Source organism: Massilia sp. Soil_C_3, from assembly GCF_057657035.1.
Genome location: NZ_JBDGJG010000002.1, coordinates 1 through 19,725 on the forward strand (window position 1 = coordinate 1; position 19,725 = coordinate 19,725).

The window sequence follows — 19,725 nt, forward strand, 5'->3', positions numbered from 1 at the left end:
GTTGCCTGGTCATGTAAACTCCTTCGAAGGTGAATTATCCACCTATCGAGGCGTCCGGAGACATTAGACCACTACAGAATATGGGAAATTGTGCGCGAGTTGCACTCTATCAATATTTCCAGGGCAGATCCGACATCTAGACATGTACTCAGCCTTAAACTAGTTCTGGCTGCGCAAGTTGCAGGTCTGGATTGACATGCTCGCCGTATAACGGTCCGTGCATAGGCTCGCTAATGTCGTCGAGTTCGTGTCTGAATGTCAGCCCTCAATCATGTGACTCGAAGAATCGCAAAATTAGGCGTTTTTGCTGAGAAAAATAGTGGCCGTACACTCTTCTTCTCTCCAGTACTTCTCGTGATCGCCGTTCTGTACCGGTTTCTCCGATACGGAGGTGACGACACCACTGACCTGATAGCCGTTGAAATGAGCTCGAAGGATACGTTGCCGCATCTCAGTGGCGGCGCACTTCCAGCCCACGGTACCACTTTCGCCAACGAAGCGGACGTCATAGATTAGGTTCTCTACGTATGTTTCGAGCGGTTTAAGTGGCATCGACATCGTCTCGCCGACGCGAAATTGCCGACCTTCGCGCGAACGGAGCTGAACACTTAACTCACGCTTGGCTGGCGAGTACGGCCTTGTTAGTAGTTGGTGCGTCTCCTCGCGAAGAACTTTTTTATAGGCGGCGGCGCGCTCAGCAATTACTTCTGGATCGTCTGCGGTAAGTTGAAACCTTAGGATGGTTCCCTTTTTGATCAGTGTAAGGTCGACCGACCAGCCAATGTCCAGCATTTCGACCAACTTTGGATTATCGCGCTTGCTGATAGTGACAACTTTTCCTTGTCCATTAGCGGTTCCATTTCGATAAGCATAGATCAGGTCGGCTTCTGGCTTAGTCCAGAGGGTAAAGGAGTCGCCTTCCTCGCACTCTTTTAGCTGGTCATGGAAGACCTCATGGATTGTGAAGTGATCAATCATTCTTGCGCTCGGAGCTGCCTTATTTATACACAATAACATTTTGCACAATTCATGTCCCTACTGCAAGATGAGACTTGCCACAGCGCTACTAATTTTCCCAGAAGAAAATTGTTACCGACTGACTTTAAGAGTTGTCAATTTGTATTTGAACAGACCCGACCGTGTTAATGTAGAAAGCATAAGCCCACCTCCCTAAACATATTTCACCCTGGTGATGCTCCATTGAAACATGTGAGCCGCTAGTGCCCATAGAGACATGAATCTATTCCCGAGAAAATCGCGCCTCACGATCGGTGATAATTCATTTGCCGCCCCCCACTTGCCGATCGCCGCAGCGAACCAGTCGACTAAATTGCTGCTCGTCGACGACGAGCCACGCATGCTCGCGTCGCTGCGGGAATTGCTCAACCAGCGCCATTTCGACATCGACACGGCAAGCTCCGGCGCCGGCGCATTGGCATGCCTGTCCGACACCCGCTATGACCTGGTCCTGCTGGACCTGCACCTGGAAGACATGGACGGCCACCATGTCATGGACTTCATCAACCACCATTGCATCGAAACCGACGTCATCGTCATCAGCGGAAACGTCCAGATCGACGCCGCGATCGGCGCAATGCGGCGTGGCGCACACGACTTTCTGCGTAAACCATTCAGCCAGCAGGATCTGTTCAAGACCATCGATCACGTCCTGACCCAGCGCCGTCTCAGGCAGAGCAACCGCGACATCGCCTATCAGCTCGAGCTGTCCGAACGCACCTACCGCTACCTGGTCGACACCTCGCCGGATCTCATCTATATGGTCGAGCCCGAGGGACGATTCACCTTCGTCAACGACCGGGCCTGCCAAATACTGGGCTACGATCGCCGTGAACTGATCGGCCAGCATTATTCGGTGCTCGTGCACCAGGAAGACTTCGCACGGGCGCGCTATGCATTCAACGAGCGGCGTTCCGGCGATCGGGCATCGCGCGACGTCGAACTACGCATGACATGCCGGTCCAATCCGCCCCATTCGGAAAACCTCGACAATGGATCGATCACCGTGTCGCTCAACGCGGTCGGCATGCACATGGACCATGCGCAGCCGGGCGGATCGACATACATGGGCACCTATGGGATCGCCCGCGATATCACCGCGCGCAAGCAGGCGGAAGCCATCATCCTTCACCAGGCCTACCACGACGTCCTGACCAATCTCCCGAACCGCCTGTTATTCAAGGATCGCCTCGGACAGGCAATCATTCAATCCAGGCGCAACCAGACCGAGCTGGCTGCGATGTTCATCGATCTCGACCGATTCAAGCTCGTCAACGACACACTGGGTCACGACAAGGGGGATGAATTATTGCGGCAGGTGACGGCGCGCCTGAAAGGCTGCCTGCGCAAGGGCGACACGCTCGCGCGCCAGGGTGGCGACGAATTCACCGTGGTCCTTCCCGACCTGCACGCCCGTGACGATGCGCGCGTAGTCGCTGACAAGTTCCTGGAATGCCTGAATCTGCCATTCGACCTCGGTGGGAAAGAGGTGACGATCTCGGCCTCGATCGGCATCGCGGTGTTTCCCCACGACGGCGAAACGATCGATGAATTGATGCGCCGCGCGGACGTCGCCATGTACCACATCAAGGGGCAGGGAAAGAACGGCCAGGCGTTCTATATCGATACGATGGAGCAAGGCGCCTGATCAGCACTCATCCGGGACCCATGCAACCAGGTCGGTCACGCCGATGTCCACGTTCGACTGCGATAACAGCGTACTGACCTGGCCGCGGTGATGCGTCTGGTGATTGAAGAAATGCAGCAGCAGGCTCCCGAATTTTTTCCGGAATGCGCCACGCGAATTCTTGTACAAGACGGGCTGCGCCAGGTCGTCGTCCGATAATTCCGCCGCCAGCGCCTCGATGATCGCATCGAGCCGGGCGCGATGCGCTTGCAGCACCGCGAGATCGTTGCTGTAGACGTGCGTCAGTCCGCCGGGCGTCGCGATATTCCGCATCGGCTCCAGCGCGCGGAAAGTGGTCGCATGCCCCTGGTAGCGCTGCAGCCAGATGGTGTCTCCGGCCACGATGTGATTCAGGGTGCCGAGAATCGAGCCGAAGAAGGCGCCCCGGTCGGTGCTCAGCGCGTCCGGCGGCAAGGTCGCTGCGGCGGCATACACCGTGGTATTCATCGAAGCGTTGTACGACGCTAATAGAACAATGTCTTCCCGTGTGGGCATGCTTCTCGGTGTCCTTTATCGGCAGGGGGGAAGTGGCGAGCGATCTCGGCCAGGCGCCCTGGCAGGCGAAAGCTCGATGCCGCTCCAGCAACAGCATGTCCCACCCTGCGGGAATTGCGAAACAAAACCTCGATTCCCGTCGGGGGTAGCTGCAGGGTAGCGACGGACTGTTGTTTTTTTGCAGCCATGCTATTCGTCCTGTGAGCTGTGCAATTCGTCTTCCTTAACAGCCTGACATTTGCCCCTGCGGTGCAGATGTCACCTTTTGCAGTGTTGGACTTGCCCCCTGATCGTGCCCACAGCCTGTATCTCCAGGCTTCCCCACAGAAAACCGTGGCCTCATCAATTCTTGCATTATGGAAATTGTAAAAATATTACCTTAAGGCAAGCATACTTGTGAATTGAATATTGAATTTCAACAATCGCGAATCTGATAAAATATTTTCAGTGCAATAATTCTTGATCGTTATCAATATTATACGCACCCAGCATATCGGCGTGGCGGGCTAATTCGTCCTGTCAGCCACCGTCCGGCCCAGAAAACGCCGGCGCTTACTCACCGCCATTCATCACTTTCTGGAGTCCGCGCATGCGCATCAAACCATTCCTGCTGGCCCTGCTGGCCGTCTCGGCACTGAGCACCAATGCCGCCCATGCGAACTTCATCAAAAACGGCAACTTCGAAGAGACCACCAACGGCGGCAACAAGCAGCTTGCCGGAGGCACGTCCACGTCGCGCGCCGATCGTACTACGTTGACACATTGGGAAAGCGGCTATGGCAGGGACGGTCGCTACAACTTCGTTCTGAATGGCGATATCGCCAACACCGACAAGTCCGCGATCTGGTTGAAAGACAAGTACCGCACGACTGGCCTGAGCAATGGCTACACTGCCTCTCCGACCGGCGGCAATTTCTTCGCCTCGGACTGGATGTATTTCCCTGGCCCGCTCAAGCAACAGGTCAATGGCCTGACGATCGGTGACAGCTATACGCTGACCTTCGATTTCGCGCTGGCCCAGCAGGTCATCGAGCGGGGCCCGAACAACAACAATTATTGGGAGGTCGATTTCGGCGGCGCCAAGCAGAATTCCGACTTGCTGAGCATCGTGGACAGCGGTTTCAGCGGCTGGAAGACCGCCACCATGACCTTCACGGCAACCAGCGCCAGCCAATGGCTGAGCTTCCTGGTCCACGGCAGCGGCGCCGGCGCTCCGCCGTTCATGCTGCTGGATAACGTCGCCCTGAATGCCGAAGTGCCGGAGCCGGCAACCCTGGGCATGCTGCTGGGCGGCCTTGGCATGATCGGCTTCACGGCCCGCCGCCGCCGCAACCTCCAGGCCTGATGCTCTGTCTCACCGGCTGCAGTCCTCTGCAGCCGGATGCCGCCGGCCCGGCGGCAACCTCCGCATCGCGACACCGCTCCCACCATCGCCGCATCCGCCATGAACGTCACCTTCGCCGAATTTGCCATGACCGCACTGCGGCTGGGCATCTGGCTCATGCTGCTGACGGCGCTGTTCGTGCCGCTCGAACGCTGGTTCGGCGTGCGCCACGAGCAGCCCAATCCCGAGCTGCGCCACAATCTGGCCTATTACTTCATCAGCAGCCTGGTGCCGGTCGTGGTGCTGACGGTACCGATGGCACTGCTGGCCTCCGCCGCCCTTTACCTGGTGCCGGCCGCGCTCAAGACGGCCGTTGCCGACCTGCCGCAGGCGCTGCGCATCGGGCTGGCCTTCGTGATCGCCGAAACGGGCTTTTATTGGGGCCATCGCCTCAGCCACGAGATTCCCTGGCTGTGGCGCTTCCACGCGCTGCATCACAGCACCGAGCGCATGCACTTCCTGGCCAATACCCGCAGCCACCCGGTCGATATGGTGATCACCCGGCTGTTCGGCCTGGTGCCCCTGTACGCCATCGGCCTGGCCAGCCCCGGCATGGCCGGCAGCGGCACGCCGGCACTGCTGATCGCGCTCGGCATCGTGTGGGGTTTCTTCATTCATGCCAATCTGCGCTGGCGCTTCGGGCCACTGGAATGGCTGGTGACGACGCCGGCCTTCCACCACTGGCACCACAGCCGCCACGACCACATCAACCGCAACTACGCATCCACCTTACCGTTCCTGGACCGCCTGTTCGGCAGCTACTACCTGCCGAAGCACTGGCCGGCCGAGGTCGGGACCGACACGCCATGCCCGCCCACGCTGAGCGGTCAGCTGCTCGAGCCGATGCTACCGGCGCGCAAGGCGGCGCCGGTCGCCGACTGAGATCTACGCCAGCCGCCTGCCTGCGCGTTCCGCTGCCAGCTTGACCAGCAGCGCCAGGGTGGCCGCCACTCCGGCCACGGCCACGATCCCGAAGATGCCCTCGATCCCGAAGCGCAGCCGCGCCAGTTCCGCCACCAGGAAGGAGCCCGCGATCCCGCCCAGCCGCCCGATGCCCATCATCCAGGCCACGCCGGTGGCGCGGCCGCGGGTGGGGTAGAAGGCCGCCGCCAGCGCCGGCAGCGACGCCTGCGCGGTGTTCATCGCCAGCCCGGCTCCGAGCACCACCGCCATCAGCAGCGCCAGGTCGTGGGCGCTTTGGCCGATGGCGAAGATGCTGGCCGCCGTGAGCGCGAAGCAGGCCGCGATGATGGCGTTGGCGTCGTAGCGGTCCATCAGCCAGCCGGCCAGCACCGCGCCCACGCCGCCCAGCGGGAACAGGGCCGAGACCAGGGTCGCGTCCTGGGCCGACAGGCCGGCGTCGCGCAGCAGCAGCGGCATCCAATTGATCAGCGCGTAGAAGATCACCAGTCCCATGAAGTAGGTCAGCCACAGCATCAGGGTGCCCACCAGGTAGGGCCGTGACAGGATCACCTTCACGCCGACGCCGGCGTCGGTCGTGGGCGCGGCCTCGCGCGTCACGAAGGCACGGGCTGCGTCGGCGCTTGGCGAGATGTGGCGCAGGATGGCGCGGATGCGTTCGTGGCCGGCGCCGCGCGCGACCAGGAAGCGCACCGATTCCGGCAACAGCAGGATGATCAACAGACCCGCCAGCAGCGGCGCCAGGCCGCCCAGCAGCAGCACGCTGCGCCAGCCCCACAGCGGGATCATCCAGGCCGCGAGAAAGCCGCCCAGGGCGGCGCCGAGCGGGAAGCCGCAGAACATCGCATTGGTGAGCAGGGCGCGCTTGCGGTCGGGGCAGAATTCGCTCATCAGGGTCACCGCGTTCGGCATCGCCGCGCCCAGTCCCAGGCCGGTGACGAAGCGCAGGATGGCCAGCTCGGTCAGGCCGCTCGCGAACGACGACCAGGCGCAGGCGGCGCCGAACAGCAGCACCGACGACGCCAGCACCAGCTTGCGGCCGACCCGGTCCGACAGCGGCCCGGCCGCCATGGCGCCGGCGGCCAGGCCGAACAGCGCGGCGCTGAGCACCGGCCCCAGGGCGGGGCGCGTCACGCCCCAGTCGTGCACCAGCGAAGGGGCGATGAAGCCGATCGCAGCGGTGTCGAAGCCGTCCAGCAGCACGATCAAAAAGCACAGGCCGAAGATCAGCCATTGGTAAGAAGAGAAGCGGTGTTCGTTCAGGAAGTCCTGGACGTTGACGGCGCCGTCGGCGCGGTCGTGCTGCTGCATGGTGGGTCTCCGTTATTGTTATCCATGATTGCCTGCGTGCCGGCTGGCCGGACTCTACACCGAATCGGCCGCCATGGCGATGATTCCCCGCGGTGCGCTAGACTGTCCGCACTCCACCTGCAGCACTTGCCGTGAAAGGGCGCCGACATGGAACACCAGCCGGATAATCCGGACACGCAGCCAGGCCCGCTCGCGGGCGTCACGGTGCTCGATCTCACCACCATGCTGGCCGGTCCCTACGCGACCCTGCTGCTGGCGGGGTTGGGCGCGCGGGTCATCAAGATCGAAAACCCGAACAGTCCCGACCCGGCGCGCGGCAACTCGCTGTTCCTGGGCCGCGACGGCGTCAAGGCCGCGCCGGAACACGACGACGACCTGTCAATCGCCATCCTCGACCGCGGCCGCAACAAGGAAGCCGTCACCCTCAACCTGAAGCATCCCGATGCGCACGCCATCTTCATGGACCTGGTGCACCGCGCCGACGTGGTGGTGGAGAACTTCAGCCCTGGCGTGACCGGCCGCCTGGGCATCGATTACGCGCGCTGCCGCGAAGTGAACCCGAGGATCGTCTACACCTCGATCAGCGGCTTCGGCCCGGATGCCGATCCGACCCGGAACAAGGCAGTGGACATCGTGATCCAGGCCATGAGCGGCCTGATGATGGCGTCTGGGGCCGAAGGCGAAGCGCCGGTGCGGGTCGGCATTCCCATCGGCGACCAGGCCGCACCGTTGTTCGCCACCATCGGCACCCTGGCCGCCGTGCTGCGCGCACGCGAGACAGGGCAGGGCCAGCAGGTCGACGTCTCGCTGCTGGGGACCATGAGCGCGCTGGTGGCGGCCGAGCCTTTCGAGATGGAGCGCCGGCTGGGGCATGCCACGCGCTCCGGCAATGTGCTGGCGCGGCTGGCGCCATCCGGCGTGTTCCCGACAACCGACGGCCATATCGCGATCAGCGCGCCGAAGGATGCCTTCGCCGCCGGGCTGTTTCGCGCCATGGGCCGTCCCGAGCTGATCCACGACGCGCGTTTCAGCAGCCGCGCGGCGCGGGTGAGCAACCACGCCGTCCTGCACGAGATGGTGAGCGCGTGGACGGGCGCCATGGACGCCGGCACGGCGGCAGCCCTGCTGACCGGCTGCGGGGTGCCCAATGGCCCGGTGCGCGATCCGGCCAACGCGATGCGCGACCCCGGCCTGCTCGCACGCGGCGAGACCGCAAGGCTCGAACACCCGGTGTACGGGGCGGTGGAAGACGTCGTGGCCGGGGGCCTGCCGATCCGCATGTCCGATGCGTTCACGGGCTTCGACAAGCCGGCGGTCACGCTCGGCGCCAGCAATGCCGACATCTACCGCGGCCTGCTCGGCTACGGCCAGGATGAACTTGAGCGCCTGGCGCGCGAGGGCGTAATTTAGGATGGGCTAACATTACCGGGTTCACCATATCGATGAAAGGACCCCGATGCGACTCCCGACCCTGTTGACCGCGATGGCCAGCGCCCTGTCTTTACTTGCTGGCGCCAGCGCCATGGCGCAGCCGGCCTCCCAGGCCACCGTCCTGCAGGGCGCCCGCATCATCGACGGCCAGGGCGGGGCGCCGATCGAGAACGGCAGCATCGTGATCCGCGACGGCCGCATCGAGGCGGTGCAGCCGGGGGGAGTAAAGGCGCCGGCCGGCGCGAAAGTCGTCGACCTGCGCGGCAAGACCGTGATGCCGGCCCTGATCGCCGGTCACGCCCACCTGGGCATCACCAACGGCGCCAAGTCGGGCGCGGGCGAGATCAACGAAGCCAACGTCACGCGCCAGCTGCAGAAGTATGCGCGCTACGGCGTCGGCACGGTGGCGGTGTTCGGCACCGACCACGACTTCATCTACAAGATGCGCGCCGACCAGCGCGCCCGCAAGCTGGCGCTGCCCACCATCGTCACCGCCGGCCACGGCTTCGGCGTCCCGCACGGCGCGCCGCCGATCGCGATGGGCATGGACCAGGTCTACCGCCCGACCACGATCGAGGCGGTGCGCAAGGACTTCGAGAAGCTGGCCGCGCAGAAGCCCGACCTGGTCAAGATCTGGGTCGACGACTTCGGCGACAGCAAGACGAAAAAGATGGATCCGGCCCTGTACCGTGAGGTCATCCAGCAGGCGCACAAGCGCGGCCTGAAGGTGGTGGCCCACGTCTACTACCTGGAAGACGCCAAGCGCCTGGCGCGCGACGGCGTCGACCTGTTCGGCCACAGCGTGCGCGACAAGCCGGTCGACGCCGAACTGATCGCCCTGATGAAAGAGAAGAACATCGGCTACATCCCGACCCTGCAGCTCGACGAGGCGTTCTTCGTGTATGCCGACCGGCCGGACTGGATGCGCACGGCCTTCTTCAGGGATGCGCTCGACCCGGGCGTGGGCGAATGGCTGGCCAGCCCGGCCTACAAGGTCAAGCAGATCAGCAAGCAAGACCTGGCCAATGCGAAAGCGAATGCGCTGGCGCTGCACAAGGCCGGCATCAAGGTCGGCATGGGCACCGACTCGGGCGCCACGATCCCGCGCATCCAGGGCTTCGCCGAGCACCGCGAGCTCGAACTCCTGACCCAGGCCGGCCTCTCCCCGATGCAGGCGCTGCAGGCTGCGACTTCGGGCAATGCCGCCATCCTGGGCATCGCCAACGAGCGCGGCACGCTTGCCGCCGGCAAGCAGGCCGACGTCCTGGTGCTCGACGCCAATCCGCTGGACGACATCCGCAACACCCGCAAAATCCACGCGCTGTGGCTGCGCGGCGCGCCGGTGGCGGGCGCCGGCGAACAGGCGGCAGGGCGCTGAGCCGATGTTGTCGGAACGGCGTCGTTTTTCGGCGCCGTTCCATTGCCATTCTCGGTCGATGGCAGCACGATCGCGTACAATGCCCCTTCCTTAACTACAAAAATCCACAATGGAATGGCTCATGGACCCAAATATTTGGGTCGGCTTGCTCACCCTTGTCGTGCTCGAGATCGTCCTCGGCATCGACAACCTGATCTTCATCGCCATCCTGGCGGACAAACTTCCCCCGCACCAGCGTGACAAGGCTCGCCTGCTTGGCCTGTCGCTCGCCATGATCATGCGCCTTGGCCTGCTCACGATGATCTCGTGGCTGGTCACACTCACCGCCCCCCTGTTTTCCATCGCCACCCTGTCGTTCTCGGGCCGCGACCTGATCCTGCTGATCGGCGGTATCTTCCTGCTTGCCAAGGCGACCATCGAACTGCACGAACGCGTCGAAGGCAAATCGCACGTCCAGAGCGGCAAGCGCGAATACGCGAGCTTCGCCGCCGTGGTGGCGCAGATCATCGTGCTCGACGCCGTGTTCTCGCTCGACGCCGTGATCACCGCCGTCGGCATGGTCGAACAGCTGGGCGTCATGATGGCCGCCGTGATCATCTCGATGGGCGTCATGCTGTTCGCATCGAAGCCGCTGACGCGCTTCGTCAACGCCCATCCGACCGTCGTCGTGCTGTGCCTGTCCTTCCTGTTGATGATCGGCCTCTCCCTGATCGCCGAAGGCCTGGGCTTCCACATTCCTAAGGGCTACCTGTACGCCGCGATCGGCTTCTCGGTGGTGATCGAGTTCTTCAACCAGCTGGCGCGCCGCAACTTCATCAAGCAAGAGGCGCACATCCCGCTGCGCGACCGCACCGCCGACGCCGTGCTGCGCCTGCTGGGCAGCAAGCGCGGCGCCGACCACCACGACGAGCCGGAAGCCGAGACGAAAGCCGCCGAGGAACCGGCGTTCGAGGCCGAAGAGCGCCATATGGTCAGCGGCGTATTGAGCCTGTCGCAGCGCTCGGTGCGCTCGATCATGACCAACCGCTCGGAGATCTCGTGGATCAATATCGAGAATGACGCCGAGAGCATCCGCGCCCAGTTGCTGGCCACGCCGCACGGCTTCTTTCCAGTGTGCCGCGGCCAGCTCGACGAAGTGATCGGCGTGGCGCGCGCCAAGGACCTGATCGCCGACCTGACTCTGCACGGCGCGATCGACGCGGCCCATATCCGCACGCCGATCATCATGCCCGATGGCAGTGGCGTACTGAAGGTGATGGATCGCCTCAAGCGCTCGCACGGCCAGCTGGTGATCATTGCCGACGAATACGGCACCCTGCAGGGGCTGGTGACGCCGATCGACATCCTGGAAGCGATCGCCGGCGAGTTCCCGGACGAGGACGAGCAGCCGGTGGTCCATGCGCTGGCGCCGGGCCGCTGGCGCGTCGACGGCACCGCCGACCTGCACTACCTCGAGCAGGTGCTCGAGGTGGACGCGCTGGTGGGCGACACCGACGACTACACCTCGCTGGCCGGCCTGATGCTGGAACGCTTCGGCACCCTGCCGAAGGTGGGCGACGCGGTCGAGATCGAAGGCTTCCGGTTCGAGGTGGCGCAAGTGCTGGAGCGCCGCATCGCGACCGTGATCGTGACCCGGATCGACAACGGGTACGACCAGCCGCCCGAAAAGAGCTGAACGAACGGTAATATCGTAGGGTGGACGGATTTTCCGTCCACGCGTTCAACTTGACTGGAGGCTGACATGAAACAGCTGGAACGCGGCGAGCGCCTGCCCCTGGCGCAATCGGCTCCCGACGGCGTCCTGCAGGCCGGCCTGTCGGCCCAGGGCCTGGCGCTGGACTTCGCCTGCTTCGCGCTCGACGCCGGCGGCAAGCTGGCCGACGAGCGCTACATGACCTTCTTCAACCAGCCGGCGACGCCTTGTGGCGCCGTTGCCGTCGACGCCGCGGGCTTCCGGTTCCGGCTCGCCAGCCTGCCGGCCTGGGTCGAGCGGCTCAGCATCGTGGCCAGCACCGACGGCGGCGCGGTCTTGTCGCAACTGCAGGCGGGCAGCCTGCGCCTGGCCGGTGCGCAGGGCGAATTCGCGCGCTTCGACTTCAGCGGCCGCGATTTCGCCGGCGAGAAGGCTGTCATGCTGGGCGAGCTGTATCGCAAGGATGGCGGCTGGCGCTTCATGGCCGTCGGCCAGGGCTTCAACGGCGGGCTGGACGCGCTGGTGCGGCATTTCGGCGGCGCGGTCGCCGATGCGCCACCTTCGCCACCGTCGCCGCCTTCGCCGCCGGCCCCTGCCACACCGCGCGCCTCTGCGGTCGACCTCGAAAAGCGCGTCGCCCAAGCCGCGCCGCAGCTGGTCAACCTGGTCAAGTCGGCGGCGGTGTCGCTCGAAAAGGCCGGCCTGGGGCAGCACCGGGCCAAGGTCTGCCTGGTGCTGGACATCTCGGGTTCGATGAGCACCCTGTACCGCAAGGGCCTGGTGCAGCAGTTCGCCGAGCGCATCCTGGCGCTGGGCTGCCGCTTCGACGACGACGGCGAGATCGACGTCTTCCTGTTCGGCCGCAACGTGCACCGCGGCGCCCCGATGGGCCTTTCGAACTGGTCGAACTACATCAAGCGCATCATCGACAAGCATCCGCTCGAGGGCGATACCCGCTACGGCGCCGCGCTCGAGGCGGTGCGCCGGCATTACTTCCCGGACGGCGGGGGCGGCGAGCGCAAGGCGCCGGTCAAGGCCGAGGTGCCGGTGTACGTGATGTTCGTGACCGACGGTTCGACCTCGGACAAGCCGCTGACCGAGCGTCAGCTGCGTTGGGCCAGCCACGAACCGATCTTCTGGCAGTTCATGGGCATCGGCAAGGGCCGCAAGTCGAAAGCCAAGGCCCTGGCCAACTTCGCCGACTCGGATTTTCCCTTCCTGGAGAAGCTGGACGAGCTTGATGGCCGCCTGATCGACAACGCCGACTTCTTCTCGGTGGCCTCGCCCGACGAGCATTCCGACGGCGCGCTGTACGACCTCCTGATGAACGAATACCCGCAATGGGTAAGACAAGCGCGGCAGCGTGGCCTGATCGTTTGATGGTCGAGGCAAAGAAGGTAAATACAGGGTAAATACCGTTCTTCTCATCGATTTGAACCCGTCCGGGGCACGTTAATCTCTCTGCAACATCAGGACAGCCACTGTCCTGATCAACACAACAACAGGGAGAATGCCGTGTTCGAAGGATTCATCCAGCTCAGCCCCATGGGCGTCGCGCTGACCATGGCGGGGTCATACATCATGACCGTCTTCGCCAGCGAGCTGTATCTGCACCGCTCGCGCAGCCACCGCGCCGTCACCTTCCATCCGGTCCTGTGCCAGCTGTTTCGCATGTGGATCTGGCTGACCACCTACGGCGTCACGGCCAAGGCCTGGGTCGCGGTGCACCGCAAGCACCACGCCAAGTGCGATACCGAGGAAGATCCGCACAGCCCGCGCATCCACGGCCTGTGGACCATCCTGGGCAAGGGCACCCTTCTGTACCGCAAGGCGGCGCGCGACGCCGACCTGGTGAAAGCCTATGGCATCGGCATCAAGGAAGACTGGATGGACGAGCACCTGTACACCAGGCACCGCTTCCGTGGCGCGCTGTTCTTCCTTGCGGTGGAACTGCTGGTGTTCGGCCCGGCGCACGGTGTCCTGGTCTGGCTGTTCCAGCTGTCGATCCTGCCGTTCTGGGCATCGGGCTTCATCAACGGCATCTTCCACGTGGTCGGCTACCGCAATTTCGAGACCAAGGAAGATTCGCGCAACTTCTTCCCGATCGGGATCGTCTTCGGCGGCGCCGAGCTGCACAACAACCACCACGCCAACCCGGCGTCGGCCAAGCTGTCGATGAAGTGGTGGGAATTCGACTCGGGCTACCTGGTGCTGCGCGTGCTGGCCTTCCTGCGCCTGGCGAAGATCAACCACGTCGACCGCCTGCCGGCCGGCGACGAGCCGCGCATGCGCCGCCACGCGGCGGGCGCCGCCGGCCAGTAAGCGCCATCCTGAGCTAGCCGGTCGGCTCCCCGCGAGGCGCGCCCACGATTGTTGCGGGGCGCGCCTCGCGCAGTTTACGTCCCAGCCGGCGCCAGCCGATTACCACCCCCGTCACGCTGAGCAGGGTCCCGCCCAGGCTCAGCGCGATCAGCACCAGGTCCCACAGCGGACGACGCTCCAGCAGCGGCAGCCAGTCCCAGGAATGCAGCATCGCGAACAGCCAGCGGCTGGTGCGCTTGCCGCTGTCCAGGCGGCCGAGCACCGCGCCGGTATGCGGGTCGAGGTGGACCCAGGTGGCATGCGGATCGTCGAACACGATGCGCAGGATCGGCAGCGGTTTCACGCCGCCGCCCGTCATCGTGTGCGCATCGCGTGCGTAGTAATAGAGGTCATAGTCGCGCAACTGCTCGACCCGCGCCACCGGCGCCGGCAGCAGGCTGGCCGCTGCATCGCGCAGCGTGTCCGCATCGAGGGCAATCGCGCGCCCGTCGTGGCTGCCGATCACCTGGGGCGCGCCGGCGGCGGCCTGGGCCAGCACCCGGTTCTCTCCCAGCACCCGCGTCCAGCGCAGCTCGCGCACGTTGCCGTTCGACGCCCCCAGCAGCGCCTGCGGCGTGGCGTCGTCGTTCGTCAGCACCAGCGGTCCGCCCTGCAGCGCCGCCATGCGCAGCGGCGGTGCGCCGGTGTCGAAGATGCGCCACGGGTTCATCGACATCAGGCCGCTGAAGATCCAGGTGATCGTCACCAGCGCGAACAGCAGGCCGGTGATGTGATGCCAGCGCATCATGGCTTGCGGATAGGGCGTACGCGCGCCGCTGCGATAGGGCTTGCGGAAGCGCCAGCGCATGATGCCGACCACGGTTCCGGTGAGCGCCATCGCGATGCCCAGGATGGACAGCCAGTTGACGATGTCGGTCCAGTAGGGCTCGAAGGCATTACCGCGCAAGGGATACAGCCAGTGGATCCAGGCGCCCGCATAGTTCCACAGCTGCTCGCTGCGGGTCGCGTCGCGCACCACCTCTCCGCTGCGGCTCGAGATATAGAGCAGGGTGCGTTCGACGTCGCCCAGCTCCACCTTGTGCAGCGGACGATGCGGGTCGAGCGCGCGCGAATGGGTGAACGCGTCCTCGTCGATCGTGCCCAGGTAATCGCGTTTCACGTCCGGGGTTGCCATGGAAGCGGCGAAGGCGGCGGCGGTGGCCATGACATGCGCCTCGTCCACCGCCCCCAGGCGCTGTCCGCTCACCGCATCGATCACGACCGCGCCGCTGCCCTTGGGCGGCGGCTTGCGGCCGGCCGGGACGTCGCCGCGCGCCGGCGTCGCGACGTACACCGGGCGGCCGGCGCTGGACGCGGCCAGGCGCAGCTCGTCCAGCGGGCCGGCGATGCCGGCCGCCGCCAACGCCCGGGCCGGGGCCAGCAGGCGCTCGTCCGCTTGCAGCCGCGGCAGGTGCTCCAGGCGCTCCTCCTCGGTCAGCTTGGGATAGCCGACATACATCATGACGATGCCCGAGACGAACCACATCGCGAACAGCAGGCAGATGCCGATGCCCAGCCAGCGGTGGACCAGGAACAGCCAGCGTTTCAATCGTGCTCCCATGATGCTCTCCCGTCAGAAGGCCATGCGCAGCGACACGTCGGCCGTGCGCGGCGCGCCGAGATAGGCCATCGTGCTGCTGACGTTGGCCGCATACAGCCGGTCGGTGAGGTTGCGCACGCGCGCGTCCAGCACCAGCCTGCGGTCGATTCGCCAGGAGAGGCCCAGGTCGACGAAGGTATACGACGGCCAGTACAGGGTATTGGCCGCATCGGCATACACCTTGCCGACCCGGCGTGCGCCGAGGTGCGCTTGCACGGATGGGGTAACGGCATACGAGAGCCAGACATTGGCCACTGTCTTCGGCGTATTGGTCGGCGTCTTCCCGGCCAGCGAGACGCCGCCCTGGTTGTAGTGCTCGTACTCGGCATCGGCATAGGTGAAGTTGCCCTGCACCGCCAGGCGTTTGGTCGGCTGCAGGCCCAGCGCCAGCTCGACACCCTGCGAGGACTGTTCGCCGACCAGGATCGTCAGGTTGCTGTTGACCGGATCCGGGGTCGCGATGTTCTTGCGCGTGATGTGGTAGGCGGCCAGGGTTGCCGTTCCCTTGCCCTGCCAGAAATCGAGTTTCGTGCCGACTTCGGCCTGGCGGCCGGTGGTCAGGTCGCTGTTGTTGATCACGTCGGCGAACGAGGCGGTGGACAGCGTTCCCGACGGCGGGTCGGCGGCCGTCGCATATTGGGCGTACAGGTTCATGCCGGGTGTGACGTCCCACACGAGGCCCAGGCGTCCGGTGGTCGGGTGGTAGTCGCGCGAGAAGCGGGCCGGCGCCGTATTGCTCACTGCGCGCCGGTTGACCAGGTCCAGTTCGATGCGCTCGTGGCGCAGGGCGGTGACCAGGTTCAGGGTCGGCAGCAGCGCGGTGCGGTTCTCGAGGTACAGCGCCGTGGTCTTGACCTCGTTGTCGCGGTCGGGGCGGAACCCCGGCGTCATGTTCGGCACGTCGAAGAAGCGCTCGGTGACGAAATCGTAGGGATCGACGCTGCTGACCGTGGCCGATTGGCTGTTCGGAAAGCGGGTCTGGCGGTTGATGCTGAAGTCCAGCCCGAACGCCCAGTCGCTGCGCCGTTCGCCGATGCGGCCGCGGTAGACGCCGTCGATGCGGTCGCCCATCAGGGTCTGGTCGTGGCGCTGGAGCAGGGCGGCCGAGCGGATGACCTGGGTGTTCGATGGATTGAAGCGGTAGTTCTCGACGTTGCGGTAGTCGCGCAGCGCGTCGTAGACATAGAAGGTATTGGTCAGCTGCAGGGCGTCGCTGACCTTCCAGGCGCCGATCGAGCGCAGCCACTGTACGCGCTGGTCGTAGACGCCATCGCTGCTGTTGTAGTTCTTGAAGCGGGCGGCCTCGTTCACGCGCAGTTCGCCTTTGATCGGATTCAGTAGCGGTGTTCCCCAATAAGGCCGGTCGACGTCTTCCTGCTGGAACTCATAGGCCAGCGTATGCGTGAAGCCGCGCCCGAAATCGGAACGCAGCGACGCGGCCAGCTGGGTCGCGCGGCGGTCGACGCCGTCGACCCAGCTGCCGCTGTCGCGGTGGTTGACGTCGATGCGCGCGTAATGGCCTTCGCCCACGCGGCGGTTCAGGCCGACCGAGGCTTCCTTCAGCTCGTCGGAACCCAGGCGCAGCCGGCCTTCGGCGAACTCGCGCGTCTCGGCCAGCTTGGTGATGACGTTGATCGAGCCGCCGACGGCGCCGGAACCGAACAGGAAGCTCGAAGGCCCGCCAATGGCCTCGACGCGGTCGACGATCCAGCTGTCGACCGGCCGCGCGGCGATGGAATACTGCACATTGATGCCGTTGTACAGCTGGCTGACCGAGCCGCTGCCGAAGCCGCGGTAGCTGACCCCGATATTGCCGGGCGCGTCGTGGGCGGTGACGCCGGGGATGGCGCGCAGGATCTCTTGCGTGTCCTGGGCGCCGCGCACTTCGATCAGGGCGCGGTCGACAACGGTGACGCTGGCAGGCGTCTCGCGCGGGCTCAGGCCCAGGCGGCTGCCGGTGGTGCTTGGGGTATCGAGCTTGAGCAGGCCGTTGGCGCGTGGGGCCCCGGCGGTGACTTCGACGGTGGGGATAGGTTGGAACTGGTCCTCTGCCTGGGCCTGCCAGGCGGCCAGGGCGCAGCCGATGGCGAGCGCCATCCTGCGAACGTGTAAGCGTGTCTTCATTGCGAATCCTGTTCGCGCAATGCCGCATCCTCGCGGCGCCGCGCATGGTCTGCCCGCGACGCATCGGATGCGTCGCGGGAATCGTCTAGTTAAAGGCGAATCAGGAAAGCGAAGACGGCGGCCCGCGCGACTGCGTGGGCGTCCAGGCATGCTGCGGACGCGGCGCGTGGTAGAACAGGGGAGGGTAGGGATCGCGCTCGCGGTCAAGGGCAAGCACGGGCACGCTCTGCATTGGCGGGGCCAGTTGCGGGAGCTGGTGCGAGCAGCACAGCTCGCAGTGCGACATGTCCGGCACGGCCGGCACGTCGGTTTGCGCCGCATCGTCGATCACCATCATGTGGCGGGTGCCGCTGGCGCTGCAGATCTCGGCCATCCAGGCCGCCGCTGGCTGCTGGGTGGCGTGGGCCACCGCATGGGAGATGGCAGGCGCAAACAGGCCGAACAGGAACGCCAGGAGGACGGTCCAGCCATACAGCGTTCGGGTTGTTCGGAGCCTGTGCATGTGAAAATTATAGTCCTGCTGGCGCGGCGGCGCGCACGGGTGGTCAATTTGTCCTGCCGTACCAATCCTGCTACTATTGGTCGTCAATCCTAGGGAGCGCGCACGTGTAATACCTCATCGATGCCATTTTTTCGGTCTTCCCAGCCAGGCTGTGGAAGTGTCCAGGCATCCTTGGAGTCTTGCATATATGACGCATACCATTCTAGCGCTCGACGGCGTTTCCCTGTATCTGCCCGACGGCAGAGTCCTGTTTTCAAACCTGCATCATCAATTCGACCTGCGCCGCACCGGCCTGGTGGGACGCAATGGCGTGGGCAAGTCGATGCTGGCGCGCCTGCTGGCCGGCGAGCTGGCGCCCACGTCCGGCCAGTGCCTCCTTAGCGGGCGCGTGTCCTATCTGTCGCAGCAGGCCGGCAGCGGCGGGGCGGACTCAGTGGCCGGGCTGGCCGGCATCGAAGCGATCGTCACCGCCCTCGCGCGCATCGAGGCCGGCAGCGTCGATCCGCGCGATTTCGATGCCGTGGGCGAGCACTGGGACATCGCCGCCCGCCTGCGCCAGGCCTGCCAGGCGCATGGCTTGCCGCACGTCGACCTCGACACGCCGGTGGCCGCGCTCAGCGGCGGCGAGTCGATGCGGGTGGCGCTGATCGGCGCCACCCTGTTCGATCCGGATTTTTTGATCCTCGACGAGCCGAGCAACCATCTCGATGGCGCCAGCCGCGAGGCCTTGCTGCGCCAATTGCAGGCCTGGCCGAAAGGCCTGCTGGTGATCAGCCACGACCGCGAACTGCTGGGCGCCATGGAGCGCATCGTCGAGCTCTCCGGCGACGGCCTGCGCAGCTATGGTGGAGATTACGCGTTCTATGAGGAGGCGCGCCGGCAGGAGCAAGCGGCGGCGCAGGGCGCGCTCGAGCACGCGCGCCGGGAGCTCAGGCGCGACGACGAGGCGCGGCGCACGCAGCGCGAACGCCAGGAGCGGCGCCAGGCGCGCGGCAACCGCGATGCGAAAGAGGCCAACCAGGCCGCCATCCTGCTCGGTCGCGGCAAGGACCGCAGCGAAGGCAGCGCCGGTCGCTTGCGCCAGCAGCACGATACCGCGCGCGCCGGGCAGATCGAGCGCATGCGCGATGCCGCGCAGCGGGTCGTGGGCGACGCCGCCGTGCGCATCCACGCTGCCGGCGTCGAAGGTGCGGCTCAGCGCCGTGTTGCGCAGCTCGAGGCGGTCGTCCTGCCCTGGGTCGCGCCGCCTTTGGCCCGCATCGATTTGATCCTGACGGGCCGCCAGCGGGTGGGCCTGGTCGGCCCGAACGGCAGCGGCAAGTCGACCTTGCTCAAGGTGCTGGCAGGACGGCTCGATCCGGTCGCGGGCGAGCGCAGCCTGCCGGCGCAGGTGGCCTACCTGGACCAGCAGCTGGGCAGCCTCGATCCGCGCCGCCCGACCCTCGACCAGCTGCTGGACGTGAACCGCAGCGCCGGGCAGGACATGCTGCGCACCTGGCTGGTCCAGCTGGGCCTGGACGCGCGCACGATCGCCCAGCCGGCCGGCCTGCTGAGCGGCGGCGAGCGCCTGAAGGCGGCCCTGGCCTGCGCGCTGTATGCCGACACGCCGCCGGCGCTGCTATTGCTGGATGAGCCGGGCAACCACCTCGACCTGGCCTCGCTGGCGGCGCTGGAGGCGATGCTGGGCGATTATCGCGGGGCGCTGGTGGTGGTGTCGCACGACCGGGTATTCCTGGATCGCATCGGGCTGACCCACCGCCTGGCCGCGCTGGACACCGGCTGGCGCCTCGAGGAATGCTGAATCGGCCGTGATTGCTATAA

15 protein-coding genes are annotated in these 19,725 nt (G+C 65.2%); 9 read left to right on the forward strand and 6 right to left on the reverse strand.

What is annotated here, in order from left to right; genetic code table 11:
- Window positions 1–294 precede the first annotated feature (294 nt).
- Entirely contained in the window at window positions 295–978 is a 684-nt protein-coding gene (locus AC3A6F_RS02940; protein WP_487678484.1) for a hypothetical protein, read from the reverse strand.
- 256 nt (window positions 979–1,234) lie between these two features.
- On the opposite strand from AC3A6F_RS02940, the gene AC3A6F_RS02945 reads away from it, so the two are divergent.
- Window positions 1,235–2,665 carry a diguanylate cyclase domain-containing protein gene (locus tag AC3A6F_RS02945; RefSeq protein ID WP_487678485.1) on the forward strand — a complete coding sequence of 477 codons (1,431 nt, stop codon included), beginning with the start codon at window positions 1,235–1,237 and terminating at the stop codon, window positions 2,663–2,665.
- On the opposite strand, the gene AC3A6F_RS02950 is transcribed toward AC3A6F_RS02945, so the two are convergent.
- Window positions 2,666–3,199, reverse strand: coding sequence for a DinB family protein (locus tag AC3A6F_RS02950; RefSeq protein ID WP_487678486.1), 534 nt, complete (start codon window positions 3,197–3,199; stop codon window positions 2,666–2,668). It lies immediately after the preceding gene.
- A 589-nt stretch (window positions 3,200–3,788) separates the two neighbouring features.
- Here AC3A6F_RS02950 and AC3A6F_RS02955 point away from each other — a divergent pair.
- A complete protein-coding gene (locus tag AC3A6F_RS02955; protein ID WP_487678487.1) occupies window positions 3,789–4,544 on the forward strand; it encodes a PEP-CTERM sorting domain-containing protein in 756 nt (251 codons plus the stop codon).
- Between the two features lie 99 nt (window positions 4,545–4,643).
- Window positions 4,644–5,465, forward strand: coding sequence for a sterol desaturase family protein (locus tag AC3A6F_RS02960; RefSeq protein WP_487678488.1), 822 nt, complete (start codon window positions 4,644–4,646; stop codon window positions 5,463–5,465).
- Between the two features lie 3 nt (window positions 5,466–5,468).
- Here the strand turns inward: AC3A6F_RS02960 and AC3A6F_RS02965 are convergent, their stop codons facing one another.
- Window positions 5,469–6,815, reverse strand: coding sequence for an MFS transporter (locus tag AC3A6F_RS02965; protein WP_487678489.1), 1,347 nt, complete (start codon window positions 6,813–6,815; stop codon window positions 5,469–5,471).
- A 147-nt stretch (window positions 6,816–6,962) separates the two neighbouring features.
- On the opposite strand from AC3A6F_RS02965, the gene AC3A6F_RS02970 reads away from it, so the two are divergent.
- The 5 genes from AC3A6F_RS02970 to AC3A6F_RS02990 all read left to right on the forward strand — a co-directional run bounded on the left by AC3A6F_RS02970 (window position 6,963) and on the right by AC3A6F_RS02990 (window position 13,639).
- Window positions 6,963–8,225, forward strand: a complete 1,263-nt coding sequence (locus AC3A6F_RS02970) for a CaiB/BaiF CoA transferase family protein (protein ID WP_487678490.1) — start codon at window positions 6,963–6,965, stop codon at window positions 8,223–8,225.
- A 46-nt stretch (window positions 8,226–8,271) separates the two neighbouring features.
- Window positions 8,272–9,624, forward strand: coding sequence for an amidohydrolase family protein (locus AC3A6F_RS02975; protein WP_487678491.1), 1,353 nt, complete (start codon window positions 8,272–8,274; stop codon window positions 9,622–9,624).
- 109 nt (window positions 9,625–9,733) lie between these two features.
- Window positions 9,734–11,299, forward strand: a complete 1,566-nt coding sequence (locus AC3A6F_RS02980; RefSeq protein WP_487678492.1) for a TerC family protein — start codon at window positions 9,734–9,736, stop codon at window positions 11,297–11,299.
- A 66-nt stretch (window positions 11,300–11,365) separates the two neighbouring features.
- Window positions 11,366–12,697 carry a VWA domain-containing protein gene (locus tag AC3A6F_RS02985; protein ID WP_487678493.1) on the forward strand — a complete coding sequence of 444 codons (1,332 nt, stop codon included), beginning with the start codon at window positions 11,366–11,368 and terminating at the stop codon, window positions 12,695–12,697.
- A gap of 135 nt (window positions 12,698–12,832) precedes the next feature.
- Window positions 12,833–13,639, forward strand: coding sequence for a fatty acid desaturase (locus AC3A6F_RS02990; RefSeq protein WP_487678494.1), 807 nt, complete (start codon window positions 12,833–12,835; stop codon window positions 13,637–13,639).
- 13 nt (window positions 13,640–13,652) lie between these two features.
- On the opposite strand, the gene AC3A6F_RS02995 is transcribed toward AC3A6F_RS02990, so the two are convergent.
- The 3 genes from AC3A6F_RS02995 to AC3A6F_RS03005 all read right to left on the reverse strand — a co-directional run bounded on the left by AC3A6F_RS02995 (window position 13,653) and on the right by AC3A6F_RS03005 (window position 17,904).
- Window positions 13,653–15,239 carry a PepSY domain-containing protein gene (locus tag AC3A6F_RS02995; protein WP_487678496.1) on the reverse strand — a complete coding sequence of 529 codons (1,587 nt, stop codon included), beginning with the start codon at window positions 15,237–15,239 and terminating at the stop codon, window positions 13,653–13,655.
- 12 nt (window positions 15,240–15,251) lie between these two features.
- Window positions 15,252–17,402 carry a TonB-dependent receptor gene (locus tag AC3A6F_RS03000; protein WP_487678497.1) on the reverse strand — a complete coding sequence of 717 codons (2,151 nt, stop codon included), beginning with the start codon at window positions 17,400–17,402 and terminating at the stop codon, window positions 15,252–15,254.
- Between the two features lie 100 nt (window positions 17,403–17,502).
- Window positions 17,503–17,904 carry a DUF2946 domain-containing protein gene (locus AC3A6F_RS03005; RefSeq protein ID WP_487678498.1) on the reverse strand — a complete coding sequence of 134 codons (402 nt, stop codon included), beginning with the start codon at window positions 17,902–17,904 and terminating at the stop codon, window positions 17,503–17,505.
- 187 nt (window positions 17,905–18,091) lie between these two features.
- Between AC3A6F_RS03005 and AC3A6F_RS03010 the strand changes: the two genes are divergently transcribed.
- Window positions 18,092–19,705, forward strand: a complete 1,614-nt coding sequence (locus AC3A6F_RS03010) for an ABC-F family ATP-binding cassette domain-containing protein (protein WP_487678499.1) — start codon at window positions 18,092–18,094, stop codon at window positions 19,703–19,705.
- Window positions 19,706–19,725 lie beyond the last annotated feature (20 nt).